Source organism: Streptomyces sp. NPDC051207 (assembly GCF_040682395.1).
Classification (GTDB): domain Bacteria; phylum Actinomycetota; class Actinomycetes; order Streptomycetales; family Streptomycetaceae; genus Streptomyces.
In genome coordinates this window covers 40666-54742 of sequence record NZ_JBFBAX010000029.1, presented here as the reverse complement: position 1 = coordinate 54742, position 14077 = coordinate 40666, and the positions used below count along the sequence as shown (strand labels likewise).

The following is a 14077-nucleotide window of genomic DNA, read 5'->3' as shown; positions in this document are numbered from 1 at the left end:
CCTAGAGCCGCGAGGCGGCGGTCGCCCGGTGTGCAGCCCCGCGTCCGTTCCGCCTCTCTCTGTGCGGCAGCTGTTCGAACACCGCCGCATCGCGGGGAACGTTACCGTATCGCGATCAGATGACCACTTCGACGCCCTCGCCGGGTGCTGTGCCTGACACCCGTTCGGATTCCAGCGCCTGTTGCAGGATGATGACCGCGGCTGCCTGGTCGATCACGGCGCGGCCCTTCTTGGACCGTACGCCGGAAGCGCGCAGCCCTTGACCGGCCGTCACCGTGGTCATGCGTTCGTCCACGAGTCTCACCGGAATCGGCGCGATCATGCGTGCGAATTCCTGGGCGAAGGCGCGGACCTTGACGGCGGCCGGGCCCTCGCCCCCCTTCAGGGAACGAGGGAGACCGACGACGACCTCGATCGGCTCGTACTCCTCGACCAGCTGCCGCAGCCTGCGGTGGGCCGCGGGCACGTCCCGGCCGGGGACCGTCTCGACGGGGGTGGCGAGGATCCCGTCGGGGTCGCACGAGGCGACCCCGATACGGGCGTCCCCGACGTCGATCGCCAGGCGACGGCCGCGGCGCATCGCCGGTCCGTCCGCCTGGTCGCGGTGCGGGTCGTTCACTTGGCGGTGTCCGCCACGAGCCGCTCGACGGCGTCGACGGCGTCACCGATGGCGGCCGGGTCCTGGCCGCCGCCCTGGGCGACGTCGGGCTTGCCGCCACCGCCGCCGCCGAGGGTCTTGGCGGCCGTGCGCACCAGGTCACCGGCCTTCAGGCCGCGCTCGCGGGCGGCCTCGTTGGTGGCGATGACCGTCAGCGGCTTGCCGTTCACCGTGGTGAACAGCGCGACCACGGCGGCCCGGCCGCCCTGGATGCGGCCCCGCACGTCGAGGACCAGCTTGCGCAGGTCGTCGGCGGTGGTGCCGTCCGGCACCTGGCCGGTCACCAGGGCCACCCCGCGCACGTCCTTGGCGGACTCGGCGAGACCGGCGGCGGCCTGGAGGACCTTCTCGGCGCGGAACTTCTCGATCTCCTTCTCGGCGTCCTTCAGTTTGCCGAGCATGGCGGAGACCTTCTCCGGGAGCTCCTCGGGACGGCCCTTGATCAACTCCTGGAGCTGGGCGACGACCGTGTGCTCGCGGGCCAGGAAGTTGTAGGCGTCCACACCGACCAGGGCCTCGATACGGCGCACACCGGAGCCGATGGAGGACTCGCCGAGCAGCTTCACCAGACCGAGCTGGGCGGTGTTGTGCACGTGCGTGCCGCCGCACAGCTCCTTGGAGAAGTCGCCGATGGTGACGACGCGGACGCGCTCGCCGTACTTCTCGCCGAACTCGGCGATGGCGCCCTGCTTCTTGGCCTCCTCGATGCCCATGACGTCGGCGCGCACGTCGAGGTCGCGGGCGAGCACCTCGTTGATCTTCTGCTCCACGTCGGTCATGACCGCCTGCGGCACGGCGGACGGGGAGCCGAAGTCGAAGCGGAAGCGGCCGGGCTGGTTCTCGGAACCGGCCTGGGCGGCCGTCGGGCCGAGGGCGTCGCGCAGCGCCTGGTGGGTCAGGTGGGTGGCCGAGTGGGCGCGGGCGATGGCCTTGCGGCGGCGGGAGTCGATCGAGGCCTGCGCCGTGGCGCCGACGGTGACCTCGCCGACCTGGACGACGCCCTTGTGGACGTACACGCCCGGGACCGGCTTCTGGCAGTCGCGGACCTCGATGACCGCGCCGGAGTCCACCTTGATGCGGCCGGTGTCGCCGATCTGGCCGCCGCCCTCGGCGTAGAAGGGGGTGCGGTCGAGGACGATCTCGACCTCGTCGCCCTCGGTGGCGGCCGGGGAGGGCACTCCGTCCACGAGGATGCCGACGATGGTGGACTCGCCCTCGGTGTCGGTGTAGCCGATGAACTCGGTCTCGCCGGAGGAGTCGGCGATCTCGCGGTAGGCGCCGAGGTCGGCGTGGCCGCTCTTCTTGGCCTGGGCGTCCGCCTTGGCGCGCTCCCGCTGCTCCTTCATCAGGCGGCGGAAGCCGTCCTCGTCGACCTTCAGGCCCTGCTCGGCGGCCATCTCCAGGGTGAGGTCGATCGGGAAGCCCCACGTGTCGTGCAGCAGGAAGGCCTTGTCGCCGGGCAGCACGGTGGAACCGGAGGCCTTGGTCTCGGCGACGGCGGTGTCCAGCACGTTCGTGCCGGCGTTGAGGGTCTTGAGGAAGCGGGCCTCCTCGGCGAGGGCGACCTTCTCGATGCGCTCGCGGTCGGTGATCAGCTCCGGGTACTGCTGCCCCATCATCTCGATCACGACGTTGATCAGGTCCTCGACGACCGGACCGGTGGCGCCGAGCAGGCGCATGTTGCGGATGGCGCGGCGCATGATGCGGCGCAGCACGTAGCCGCGCCCCTCGTTGCCCGGGGTGACGCCGTCGCCGATGAGCATCGTGGCGGTGCGCATGTGGTCGGTGACCACGCGCAGGGACACGTCCGAGTCGTGGGCGTCGCCGTAGCGGACGCCGGTCAGCTCGGTGGCCTTGCCGATGACGGCCATCGAGGTGTCGATCTCGTACATGTTCCGCACGCCCTGCAGAATCATGGCGAGCCGCTCGAGGCCGAGGCCGGTGTCGATGTTCTTGCTCGGCAGGTCCCCGAGGATCTCGAAGTTGTCCTTGCCGATGCCCTCGCCGCGCTCGTACTGCATGAAGACGAGGTTCCAGATCTCCACGTACCGCTCGTCGTTGACGGCGGGGCCGCCCTCGGCGCCGAACTCGGGGCCGCGGTCGTAGTTGATCTCGGAGCAGGGGCCGCAGGGGCCGGGGACTCCCATGGACCAGTAGTTGTCCTTCATGCCCAGGCGCTGGATGCGCTCCTTGGGCACGCCGACGACCTCGTGCCAGATGCGCTCGGCCTCGTCGTCGTCCTTGTAGACGGTGATCCACAGCCGCTCGGGGTCGAGGCCGTAACCGCCCTTGTCCTGGGGGGTGGTGAGCAGCTCCCAGGCGAGCTTGATGGCGCCTTCCTTGAAGTAGTCGCCGAAGGAGAAGTTGCCGCACATCTGGAAGAACGTGCCGTGCCGCGTGGTCTTGCCGACCTCTTCGATGTCGGGCGTGCGCACGCACTTCTGCACGCTGGTGGCGCGGGCGAACGGCGGCTTCACCTCGCCCAGGAAGTACGGCTTGAAGGGCACCATGCCGGCCGGAACGAGCAGCAGAGTCGGGTCGTCCGCGATGAGCGACGCCGAAGGGACGACGGTGTGCCCGCGCTCCTCGAAGAAGCTCAGCCAGCGGCGGCGGATCTCGGCCGACTCCATCAGTGGTCCTCATTCCGGTTGTACGAGTACGTCGTCCTGTCGATGTACTTCGAGGTGGACTGCGGGTTGTTGCGGTTCTCGATGGCGGTGTGATTCCGCACTTCGGGCAGTTCGCGGTCGACGGGGGCGTTCAGCCCGAGGGCGTCGTCCAGTTCCGCCTCCCGCCGGGCCATGTTGTCGCGGACGTCCAGCGCGAAGCCGACCGCGCGGTCCTTGATCCTGTGGCCCGCGTCGATCGCCTTGTGGGCCGCGGTCACGGCCAGGTGCTCGGGCGTCAGCTGCTTGAGCTTGCGGTTGACCTTGGTGGTGGCCCACACACCGGTGGCGACACCTGTGGTGAACCAGAACGTACGGCGGAACATGTCCGGGTCAGCCCTTCTTCCGCTTCGTCGTGCGCGCGGCCGGCACGGTACGGCCCACGACGACCGTACGCCTCGACGTCTTCGCGGGTGCCTCCTCGTCCCGGCGGCCGGCGATGGCCTTGCGCACGCCGTATCCGAAGGCCGCGACCTTGACCAGCGGGCCGCCGAACGTGGCGGCGACGGTGGTGGACAGCGCGGAGGCGTTGGAGGTGACCTCCTGCACGTCGGTGGCGATCGCGTCGACCCGCTCGATCTGGGTCTGCGCGGACCGCACCGCCGAGGAGGCGTCCGCCAGCAGCGGGACGGCCTGATCGGTCACGTCCGCCACGAGCTTGGTGGTCGCCCTGAGCGTCTGGGCCAGCCTCGCCAGTGCGACGGCGAGGAAGGAGACCAGGATCGCCCAGAAGACGGCCACCAGGATTCCGGCCACCTCTCCACCGGACACTGTGCACCCGCTCCCTGAAAACGTGCCTGAACATCGAGAACATCGAGAAAGTCGTGCACCGAGCCTATCGCGCCCGGCACGAGCCTCCGTACCGCATTCCCGTCGGCGGCGGGCGCAGTCGCGGGAAGCGTTTGTACGGACCGAAGTTGCTTCAGTACGCTCCGTGTCCCATGCGGAATCATCGGCGCGGCGGTACCTGCGCGGACGGCAATCTGCCCCTGGAACTCGACGCCTTCGTGGGGCGCACGGCTGAACTCGCCGAGCTCTGCCGGGCCCTGGACGAGGCGCGGCTGGTGACCGTGACCGGCATGGGCGGGGTCGGCAAGTCCCGTCTCGCCGTGCACGCCGCCGCGCGGTCCGCCCCGCCGGACGGGGTGTGGCGGGCGGAGCTGGCCCCGGTCCGGGACCCGGCGTTCCTCGACCACGCGGTCGTGGCGGCCCTCGGCCTGACGGACCACACCACGCGGCCGCCGCGCGAGACGCTGGCCGGCCACCTCGCGGGACGCCGTGCGCTGCTGGTCCTGGACGGCTTCGAGCACCTGGTGGACCGGTGTGCGGCGCTGGTGGCGGATCTGCTGCACCGGCTGCCGGGGCTGCGGATCCTCGCGGTGGGGCGGCGGGCGCTGGCGGTGGCCGGGGAGCGGCTGTTCCCGCTGGCGCCGCTCGGCCCGGACGAGGCGGCCGAGCTGTTCAGGGTCCGCGCCGCGCAGCAGGGCATCGACGTGGGCGACGGCCCCGAGGTGCGGGAGGTGTGCCGGCGTCTGGAGGGCATTCCGCTGGCCGTCGAGCTGGCGGCGGGGCGGCTCGGGGCACTGTCCCCCGCCCAGTTGCTGGAGCGCCTCGACGACCGGTTCCGGCTGCTGACGGGCGGCGGGCGGGACGCGCTGCCCCGGCATCAGGCGCTGCGCACGGCGATCGGCTGGAGCCACGAGCTGTGCACGCCCGAGGAGCGGCTGCTGTGGGCGCGGCTGTCGGTGTTCGCCGGACCGGTCGACCTGGAGGCCGCCGAGTACGTGTGCAGCGGGGACGGACTGGCCGCGGAGGACGTGCTGGACGTGCTGGGCGCGCTGCTGGCGCAGTCGGTGGTGACGCGCGAGGAGGGCCCGGCGGGCGTGCGGTACGGCATGCTCGACACGGTGCGGGAGTACGGCGCCCGGTGGCTGGAGGCGACCGGGGACGCGGAGCGCCTGCGGCGCCGGCACCGCGACTGGTGCGTGGGCCTTGCCACCTGGTGCGAGCTGGAGTGGTTCTCGCCGCGCCAGGGCGAGGTCGCGGCGAGCATCGAGGCGGAGCTGCCGAATGTGCGGGCCGCGCTGGATTTCTGCCTGTCCGACCCGCAGGAGGCGCATCTGGGTCAGTACCTGGCGGGGACCCTGTGGTTCGTGTGGGTGGGCTGCGGACGGCTGTCGGAGGGCCGGCACTGGCTGGAGCAGGCGGCCCGGCTGGACTCGGGCAGCGAGCAGGCCCGGCTGAAGGCGCTGTGGGTGCTCGGCTATGTGGCGATCCTGCAGGGCGACACGGTTCCGGCGCTGGCGGCGCTGCAGGAGTGCCGCGAGGAGGCCGAGCGGTGCGCGAACGAGACGGCGGTGGCGTACGCGGAGCACCGCACGGGCTGTCTGGCGCTGATCACGGACGACATGGCGCGGGCGGAGACGCTGCTGCGGTCGGCGCTGGAGCGCTACCGGCGGATCGGCGAGCTGAACAGCAATGTGCTGATGGGCCAGGTGGAGCTGGCGATGACGCGCGCGTTCCAGGGCGACCTGCCGGACGCGGTGCGCCTGTGCGAGGACGTGCGCCGGGTGTGCGAGGACCACGGCGAGCGGTGGACGCGGGCGTACGCCCTGTACGTGCTGGCGTACGCGGCCTGGTACGAGGGTGATCTGGGGCGGGCCCGTGAGCTGCTGCGCGAGTGCCTGTCGGACGCGCACTCCTTCCACGACCTGCTGGGCTCGGTGCTGGCGGTGGAGCTCGTGGCGCTGGTGACGGCGGCGGAGGGCGACGCGGCCGAGGCGGCGGTGCTGCAGGGCGCGGCGGGGCGGATGTGGCCGTCCGTGGGTCTGCCGCTGTTCGGCTCGGAGTACTTCAACGCGCCGCACGAGCTGTGCGAGGCGACGGCCCGCGAGGGGCTGGGCGACGAGCGGTACGAGGAGTGCGTCCGGCAGGGGTCGCGGCTCGGCAGGCAGGAGGCGGTGGCGCGGGCGCTGGTGCGGCGGCGGGTGGCGCTGGACGGGCTGCCCGCCCCGCGTGCGGCCGTGCGGGAGGCACGGGAGTCCCGGGCGGCGGGGCGCAAGCAGCAGCCCGCCGCCTCGCCCACCTGGAAAAAGGGCGGGGAGACGGCGGGCTGAGGTACCGCTGTGGTGACTGCGTCCGCCGGATCAGCGGGCGTAGTACTCGACGACGAGCTGCTCGTCGCAGATCACCGGGATCTCCTTGCGGTTCGGCTCGCGGTCCAGGCGGAACGCCAGGGCCTTGAGGTTCACCTGGAGGTAGCGCGGGGTCTCGCCGTCGGGGGCGAAGCCGCCTTCACGGGCGATCGTGAAGAGGGTCTTCTCCTTGCTGCGGTCGCGGACCTGGACGACATCGTCGGGACGGACGACGAAGGACGGCTTGTCGACCTTCTTGCCGTTGACCTGGATGTGGCCGTGGACGACCATCTGGCGGGCCTGGTAGATCGTGCGGGCGATGCCCGAACGCAGGACCAGCGCGTCGAGGCGCTTCTCCAGCTCCACGATCAGGGCCTCGCCGGTCTTGCCCTGGACCTTGGACGCACGCTCGTAGGCGCGGACCAGCTGACGCTCGGAGATGTCGTACTGGGCGCGCAGCCGCTGCTTCTCGAGCAGACGGACCTTGTAGTCCGAGTTCTGCTTGCGGCCACGGCCGTGCTCGCCCGGCGGGTAGGGGCGGGCCTCGAAGTACTTGACGGCCTTCGGGGTCAGCGCGATACCGAGGGCACGCGACTTCTTGACCTTGGGGCGGGACTGGTTCGCCATGAACCAAACACCTCGTGTTCTGTGTGCGAATACGGCTTCACCAGGGTTAGGGGAGGTCGCATCCGCAGCCGGGGAAACCCCGCGGGTCCGCTTGCGCGGGCCTGCCGGGCAGCCGCTCCCCTGATCTGGGCACATACGTGCAGCACGCGAGTGGCCCACCGACCGGTCCCGGGAATCCGGGTGGTGGTGGGCTGCCCGCGACACCGTTCGCCGGTGCGCGACGCTCCTGGAGATCCCCGCCCGGGGGCCGGGTCTCCGGCTGGATGTCCCGCTCTGGTGGTGCCGGTTTCCCTCGGGAGGGGCCGGACACGGGACTCAGCACTTCGGGCAAGTCTACAGGCTGCTCATGGGCGCTTCCGACCGAGGTGCTTGCGGGTCCATTCGACCGCGTCCGCGTAGCGCGCCTCGGCGCCGTGCCGGGTGGGGGTGTAGTACTCGCGGTCCTTGAGGGCGTCCGGCGCGTACTGCTGGGGGGCGATGCCCTCGGGCCGATCGTGCGGGTAGACGTATCCCTGGCCGTGGCCGAGTGTGCCCGCGCCCTTGTAGTGGCTGTCGCGCAGGTGCGGCGGGACGGGCCCGGCCAGTCCCTTGCGGACGTCCTCCAGGGCGGCGCCGATGGCGGTGGTCGCGGCGTTGGACTTGGGGGCCAGGGCGAGGGCGATGGTGGCGTGGCTGAGGGTGAGGGCGGCCTCGGGGAAGCCGATCATGGCGACGGCCTGGGCGGCGGCGACCGCGATCGGCAGTGCGGTCGGGTCGGCGAGGCCGATGTCCTCGCTGGCGGAGATCATCAGGCGGCGGGCGATGAAGCGGGGGTCCTCGCCGGCCTCGATCATGCGGGCCAGGTAGTGCAGGGCGGCGTCGACGTCGGAGCCGCGGATGGACTTGATGAGGGCGCTGGCGACGTCGTAGTGCTGGTCGCCGTCGCGGTCGTACTTCACCGCGGCCCGGTCGACCGTCTCCTCCAGGGTGGTCAGGGCGATCTCCGTCTCGCCCTTGTCGAGGGCGGCGCCCGCGGCGGCCTCCAGGGCCGTCAGGGCGCGGCGGGCGTCGCCGCCGGCGATGCGCAGCAGGTGGTCCTCGGTGTCGTCGGGGAGGGTGACGGCGTCCGCGAGGCCCCGCTCGTCGCTGAGGGCGCGGCGCAGCAGGCCCCGGAGGTCGTCGTCGGTGAGGGGTTCGAGGGTGAGCAGCAGGGAGCGGGACAGCAGTGGGGAGATCACCGAGAAGTACGGGTTCTCGGTGGTCGCGGCGATCAGCGTCACCCAGCGGTTCTCGACGGCCGGGAGGAGGGAGTCCTGCTGGGCCTTGCTGAAGCGGTGGATCTCGTCGAGGAAGAGGACGGTCTCCTTGCCGTACCCGCCGACGGCGCGGCGGGCGCCCTCGATGACCGCGCGGACCTCCTTGACGCCCGCGGTGATCGCGGACAGCTCCACGAAGCGCTTGTTGGTGGCCTTCGAGACGACGTACGCCAGGGTCGTCTTGCCGGTGCCGGGCGGGCCCCACAGGATCACCGAGGAGGGTCCGGCGGGTCCGGAGGCGCCCTCGCCGACCAGGCGGCGCAGTGGCGAGCCCGGCTTCAGCAGGTGCTGCTGGCCCACCACCTCGTCGAGGGTGCGCGGACGCATGCGGACCGCCAGGGGGCTGCCCGCGGGGTCCTTCTCCTGGCGTTCTTCTGCTGCGGCGGTGAACAGGTCGGGCTCCACGTCGGCAACCCTAAATCACCCCACTGACAACGCGTCGGCCGCTGTCAGCCGGTCCAGAAGTCCCACCACCGGGTCAGGATCAGCATGCCGATGATGCCGATGTGCAGCACGGGCATGACCCAGGTGAACTCGCCGAAGAAGCCGCGCAGCCAGCCGGGGGCGGGCAGGAAGCCCTTGCGGATGTTGAACGACGTCACGTACCAGAACATGACGATCGTGGCGACCCAGGCCAGGCAGCACCACAGGCACAGGGCGTTGATCCGGTACAGGGACTGGAAGGTCAGCCAGGCGCAGAAGCCGACGCCGAAGAGGGTGCCCGCGTTGAAGGTGAGCCAGTACCAGCGCGGGAAGCGGGCCCCGGCGAGCAGGCTCATGCCGACGCAGACGACGATGCCGTAGGCGACGAGGCCGAGCATCGGGTTGGGGAAGCCGAACGCGGCGGCCTGGTCGCTCTCCATGACGCTGCCGCAGGAGACGACCGGGTTGAGGCTGCAGCCGGGCGTGAACGTCCTGCCCTCGGCCTTGGCCTCCAGGAGCTTGAACTTGTCGAGCGTGATGACCCACGCGGCGAGCAGTCCGGCCGCGCCGGTGATCACGAGCAGCAGGGCGAGGGCACGGCTGCCGCCCTGCGCGCGCGACGCGGCGGGGGCGCGCTCCGGCTCGGGCTCGCTGGAGACGTCCTTGACTGTCGTCTTGCTCATCACGCCGATTCCGTCACTCGAGGGGTCGGGCCTGCTTCGGGCAGGGCCATTGTGCCGCACCTGTCTGTGTGCCGACCGTGCTGTGGACAGATCCGCCGGCACTGCTGCGGCACAGGAAGGCACGCGTGGCCGTGCCCGGACGCCGTCCGCCCACGCAGGGCCCGGGGCCGGGCGGCCGTGCCGTCCGGCCCCGGGCCCTCACCCGAGCCGTGCCTCCAGTTCGGCGACGATCTCGTTCACGCCGACCGCCGTCTGCTCGCCGGACTCCATGTCCTTCAGCTGGACGACGCCGTCCGCCAGGTCGCGCTCGCCCAGCACGAGGGTGTAGCGCGCGCCGGACCGGTGGGCCGCCTTCATCGCCCCCTTCAGTCCCCTGCCGCCGTAGGAGAAGTCCGCCGCGATGCCGTTCTTGCGCATCTCGGTGACCTTGGTGAACAGCAGGCGGCGCGCGTCCTCGCCGAGGGCGACCGCGAACACGCTGGTGGAGGGCGGCAGTTCGAGTTCGACGCCCTCCGCCTCCAGCGCCAGGACGGTGCGGTCGACGCCGAGCGCCCAGCCCACCGACGGCAGCGCGGGGCCGCCGATCATCTCGGACAGGCCGTCGTAGCGCCCTCCGCCGCCCACCGCGGACTGCGAGCCGAGCCCGTCGTGGACGAACTCGAAGGTGGTGCGCGTGTAGTAGTCCAGGCCGCGCACCAGCTTCGGGTCGTCCTCGAAGACGACGCCCGCCGCGCCGATCAGCTCGCGGACCTCCTCGTGGTACGCCTTGCACGCGTCGCACAGGTAGTCGCGCAGCAGCGGCGCGCCGGTGAGCTGCTTCTGGACCGACTCCCGCTTGTCGTCGAGCACCCGCAGCGGGTTGATGTCCGCGCGCCGCAGGGTGTCCTCGTCGAGGTCCAGGCCGCGCAGGAAGTCCTGCAGCGCGGCCCGGTACACCGGCCGGCACTCCTTGTCGCCGAGGGAGTTGAGCAGGATCCTGAAGTCGCGCAGGCCCAGCGAGCGGTACGCCTGGTCGGCCAGGATGATCAGCTCGGCGTCCAGCGCCGGGTCCTCCGCGCCGATCGCCTCGGCACCGACCTGCGAGAAGTGGCGGTAACGGCCCTTCTGCGGACGCTCGTAGCGGTAGTAGGAGCCCGAGTACCAGAGCTTGACCGGGAGGTTGCCCGCCTTGTGCAGGTTGGCCTCCAGCGCGGCGCGCAGGACGGAGGCCGTGCCCTCCGGGCGCAGGGCGAGCCTGTCGCCTCCCTTGGTCTCGAAGGCGTACATCTCCTTGGTGACGATGTCGGTGGACTCGCCGACACCGCGCGCGAACAGCTCGACGTTCTCGAAGCCGGGCGTCTCGATGTAGCCGTAGCCGGCGTTCCGCAGCGGGGCGGCGATGGCCTCGCGGACCGCCAGGTACGTCGCGGAGTCCGGCGGGATCAGGTCGTACGTGCCCTTGGGGGCCTTGAAGGTGCTCACGGAAGGTCTCGTCACATTCCTCGTCGGGGAGCCGGGGGCGCTCCCTGGCCGGCCGCCACCTGCCGCAGATAGGGGTTGGTGGCGCGTTCCTGGCCGATGGTCGTCTGGGGGCCGTGGCCGGACAGCACCACGGTCGAGTCGTCGAGCGGCAGGCACACGCGGGCCAGCGAGTCGAGCAGCTCGGCCATGTCACCGCCGGGCAGGTCGGTGCGTCCGACGGAACCGGCGAACAGCAGGTCGCCCGAGAAGAACACCGGCGGAATGTCCGCCGCCTCGGGCATCCGGAAGGTCACCGACCCCTTGGTATGGCCCGGCGCGTGCGCGACGGAGAACTCCAGGCCCGCCAGCTCCAACCGCGCGCCGTCGGCGAGTTCCTTGACGTCGTCGGGCTCCCCCACGGTCAGCTCGCCCATCAGCGGCATCCCGATGGAACGGCCGAGCGCCTTCTCGGGGTCGCTCATCATGTACCGGTCCTCGGGGTGGATCCAGGCCGGCACGTCGTGCGCGCCGCACACCGGGACGACCGAGGCCACGTGGTCGATGTGGCCGTGGGTGAGGACGACGGCGACGGGCTTGAGCCGATGCTTCTTCAGTGTCTGCTCGACGCCCTGGGCGGCCTGGTGGCCGGGGTCGATGATCACGCACTCCTCACCGGCGGCGGGGGCGACGAGATAACAGTTCGTCCCCCAGGCCCCGGCGGGGAACCCGGCAATGAGCACGATCGTCCTTCGTTTGTATCGGTTCGGGTGGGGTTGTGCCCGGGCTGCGCCCGTGGTCAGAGCCTACCGGCGCTGCCGATTCCACAGTGAACCCATATACGGTACGGGGCACACGCAGGCGGCCGGCTCGCCCCACGCACGCGTACCGGTCGGCACACGAGACGCATGAGGAGAGAACCCGGTGGTCAGCCAGGAGCAGCGGCGGCGTCAGCTCGCCCGGGAGAAGTTCTTGAGGCAGCAGCAGCGCCGCACGTCGGCACGGCGCAAGGCGCGGATGCGCAACGCCGTGATCGCGTCGGTCCTCGGCGTGGTCGTGGTGGGCAGCGTCGCGCTGTACACGACCGGGGCGCTCAAGGGTGACGACAAGACCAACGCGAACGCGGAGGTCAGCCCGAGCGCGTCGGCGCCCGGCAAGGCGCCCGACCCGTGCGAGAAGCCCGCCCCGGGCAAGGCCGCGTCGCAGACCTGGAAGAAGGAGCCTGCGATGACGATCGACAAGTCCGCGCAGTACACGATGAAGCTGGCGACGACCTGCGGCGACATAGACATCGACCTGAAGACGGCGGCGGCCCCGCACACCGTCAACTCCTTCAGCTTCCTCGCCTCGAAGGGCTACTTCGACCACACGAAGTGCCACCGCCTCACCACCAACGGCATCTACGTGCTGCAGTGCGGCGACCCCACGGGCAAGGGCACCGGCGGCCCCGGCTACACGATCCCGGACGAGAACCTGAAGGACAAAAGCCTGAAGGGCAACACCTACCCCAAGGGCACCGTCGCGATGGCCAACACGGGGCAGAAGAACAGCGGCGGCAGCCAGTTCTTCCTGGTCTACGAGGACAGCAAGCTGCCGCCCAGCTACACCCCGTTCGGTACTGTCTCCGCGTCGGGCATGAAGGTGCTGCAGAAGATCGCCAAGGCGGGCGAGAGCACCGGAGCCGGTGACGGAGCACCGAACGCGACGGTGGTCATCAACAAGGCGACCGTCACGAAATCCTGACCCCCAACTGCGGAATTTCGGTCGCGCGGGATGCGGACAGCCGCCCCGCCGGTCGCCTATGTTGGCCGTGACGAAACTGTGGACGATGCCCGGGGGAGCTCGACAGCCCCTCGCAGGCATCATGTGGAGGAGGCGCTGTGAGCAGCGACCCGTGGGGCCGCGTCGACGAGACGGGGACCGTGTACGTGCGGACGGCCGACGGCGAGAAGGTCGTCGGCTCCTGGCAGGCAGGCTCCCCTGACGAGGCACTGGCCTACTTCGAGCGCAAGTACGAGGGCCTGGTTGTCGAGATCGGCCTCCTCGAGAAGCGGGTGAAGACCACCGACCTGTCGTCGAAGGACGCCATGGCGGCCATCGACCACCTGCGTGAGCAGGTCGACGCGCATCACGCGGTGGGCGACCTGGACGCCCTGCGGGTCCGGCTGGACAAGCTCGTGGAGCTGGTGGACAAGCGCCGCGAGGAGCGCAAGGCGCAGCGGGCCAAGCAGTCCGACGAGGCGCGCAGGGCCAAGGAGGCGCTGGTCGCCGAGGCGGAGGAGCTGGCGCAGTCCGACCAGTGGCGGGCGGCCGGTGAGCGGCTGCGGGCGCTGGTGGACACCTGGAAGGGCCTGCCGCGACTGGACCGCAAGTCCGACGACGAGCTGTGGCACCGCTTCTCGCACGCGCGCTCGGCGTTCTCCAAGCGGCGCAAGCAGCACTTCGCGCAGCTGGACGCGCAGCGCGAGGAGGCCCGCCGGATCAAGGAACGGCTGGTCGCCGAGGCGGAGTCGCTGTCGGGTTCGACGGACTGGGGCCCGACGGCCGCCCGGTACCGCGAGCTGATGACGGAGTGGAAGGCCGCGGGCCGCGCCCAGCGCGAGCACGAGGACGACCTGTGGAACCGGTTCCGGGGCGCCCAGGACGTCTTCTTCGCCGCCCGCAGCTCGGTGTTCGCCGAGCGTGACGCCGAGCAGGCCGAGAACCTGAAGCTGAAGGAGGAGCTGGCCCACGAGGCCGAGAAGATCCTCCCCGTGACGGACCTGAAGGCCGCCCGCGCCGCCTTCCGCGCGATCAACGAGCGCTGGGAGGCCATCGGCCACGTGCCGCGCGACGCCCGGCCGAAGGTCGAGGGCCGGATGCACGCCGTGGAGCGGGCCATCCAGGAGGCCGAGGAGGCCGAGTGGCGCCGGACGAACCCGGAGGCACGCGCGCGTGCCGAGGGTCTGACCGGCCAGCTGCAGGCAGCGGTGGACAAGCTCAAGCGCCAGATCGAGCAGGCCCGCGCCCAGGGCAACAACGCCAAGGCCGACAAGCTGGAGCGCGAGCTGGAGGGCCGCCAGGCGCTCTTGGACCAGGCTCTGAAGGGCCTGCAGGAGTTCGGCGGCTGACCCACGCCGACAGAGACGAAGGGGGCTTGCCGTACGCGGTACGG

Annotated in this window: 12 protein-coding genes; 3 read left to right on the top strand and 9 right to left on the bottom strand. The window is 71.2% G+C overall.

The features are described from left to right. Window positions 1–115: 115 nt before the first annotated feature. Genes ruvX through AB0M97_RS24690 form a run of 4 tightly spaced genes read right to left on the bottom strand, consistent with a single transcriptional unit; the run spans window position 116 to window position 4095 of the window. Entirely contained in the window at window positions 116–580 is a 465-nt protein-coding gene (ruvX, locus tag AB0M97_RS24705; protein ID WP_365963172.1) for a Holliday junction resolvase RuvX, read from the bottom strand. A gap of 35 nt (window positions 581–615) precedes the next feature. Further along, window positions 616–3288: an alanine--tRNA ligase gene (alaS, locus tag AB0M97_RS24700; protein ID WP_365963144.1), complete on the bottom strand. Its 2673-nt coding sequence runs from the start codon at window positions 3286–3288 to the stop codon at window positions 616–618. Then, window positions 3288–3650, bottom strand: a complete 363-nt coding sequence (locus tag AB0M97_RS24695; RefSeq protein WP_365963143.1) for a hypothetical protein — start codon at window positions 3648–3650, stop codon at window positions 3288–3290. Before AB0M97_RS24695 ends, alaS begins: the two co-directional genes overlap by 1 nt. Before the next feature lie 7 nt (window positions 3651–3657). Next, window positions 3658–4095, bottom strand: a complete 438-nt coding sequence (locus AB0M97_RS24690) for a DUF948 domain-containing protein (protein ID WP_365963142.1) — start codon at window positions 4093–4095, stop codon at window positions 3658–3660. Window positions 4096–4265: 170 nt separating this feature from the next. Between AB0M97_RS24690 and AB0M97_RS24685 the strand changes: the two genes are divergently transcribed. Next, the gene (locus AB0M97_RS24685; protein ID WP_365963141.1) at window positions 4266–6440 is read left to right on the top strand and encodes an AAA family ATPase; all 2175 of its coding nucleotides are present in this window, start codon (window positions 4266–4268) and stop codon (window positions 6438–6440) included. A 30-nt stretch (window positions 6441–6470) separates the two neighbouring features. Here AB0M97_RS24685 and rpsD read toward each other — a convergent pair whose 3' ends face one another. The 5 genes from rpsD to AB0M97_RS24660 all read right to left on the bottom strand — a co-directional run bounded on the left by rpsD (window position 6471) and on the right by AB0M97_RS24660 (window position 11666). Further along, entirely contained in the window at window positions 6471–7085 is a 615-nt protein-coding gene (rpsD, locus tag AB0M97_RS24680; protein ID WP_029383113.1) for a 30S ribosomal protein S4, read from the bottom strand. A 344-nt stretch (window positions 7086–7429) separates the two neighbouring features. After that, window positions 7430–8785 (bottom strand): replication-associated recombination protein A, encoded by a 1356-nt coding sequence (locus AB0M97_RS24675; RefSeq protein WP_365963140.1) that lies wholly within the window; start codon window positions 8783–8785, stop codon window positions 7430–7432. Window positions 8786–8829: 44 nt separating this feature from the next. After that, window positions 8830–9486 (bottom strand): vitamin K epoxide reductase family protein, encoded by a 657-nt coding sequence (locus AB0M97_RS24670; protein ID WP_365963139.1) that lies wholly within the window; start codon window positions 9484–9486, stop codon window positions 8830–8832. Between the two features lie 198 nt (window positions 9487–9684). Further along, window positions 9685–10947 (bottom strand): histidine--tRNA ligase, encoded by a 1263-nt coding sequence (hisS, locus tag AB0M97_RS24665; protein WP_365963138.1) that lies wholly within the window; start codon window positions 10945–10947, stop codon window positions 9685–9687. A gap of 11 nt (window positions 10948–10958) precedes the next feature. Beyond that, the gene (locus AB0M97_RS24660; RefSeq protein ID WP_365963137.1) at window positions 10959–11666 is read right to left on the bottom strand and encodes an MBL fold metallo-hydrolase; all 708 of its coding nucleotides are present in this window, start codon (window positions 11664–11666) and stop codon (window positions 10959–10961) included. A gap of 181 nt (window positions 11667–11847) precedes the next feature. Here AB0M97_RS24660 and AB0M97_RS24655 point away from each other — a divergent pair, with 181 nt between their 5' ends. Together AB0M97_RS24655 and AB0M97_RS24650 are read left to right on the top strand one after the other, a co-directional pair. After that, on the top strand, window positions 11848–12666 hold the full coding sequence (locus AB0M97_RS24655) for a peptidylprolyl isomerase (RefSeq protein WP_365963136.1): 819 nt from the start codon (window positions 11848–11850) through the stop codon (window positions 12664–12666). A gap of 137 nt (window positions 12667–12803) precedes the next feature. Beyond that, a complete protein-coding gene (locus AB0M97_RS24650) occupies window positions 12804–14033 on the top strand; it encodes a DUF349 domain-containing protein (RefSeq protein ID WP_365963135.1) in 1230 nt (409 codons plus the stop codon). Window positions 14034–14077 lie beyond the last annotated feature (44 nt).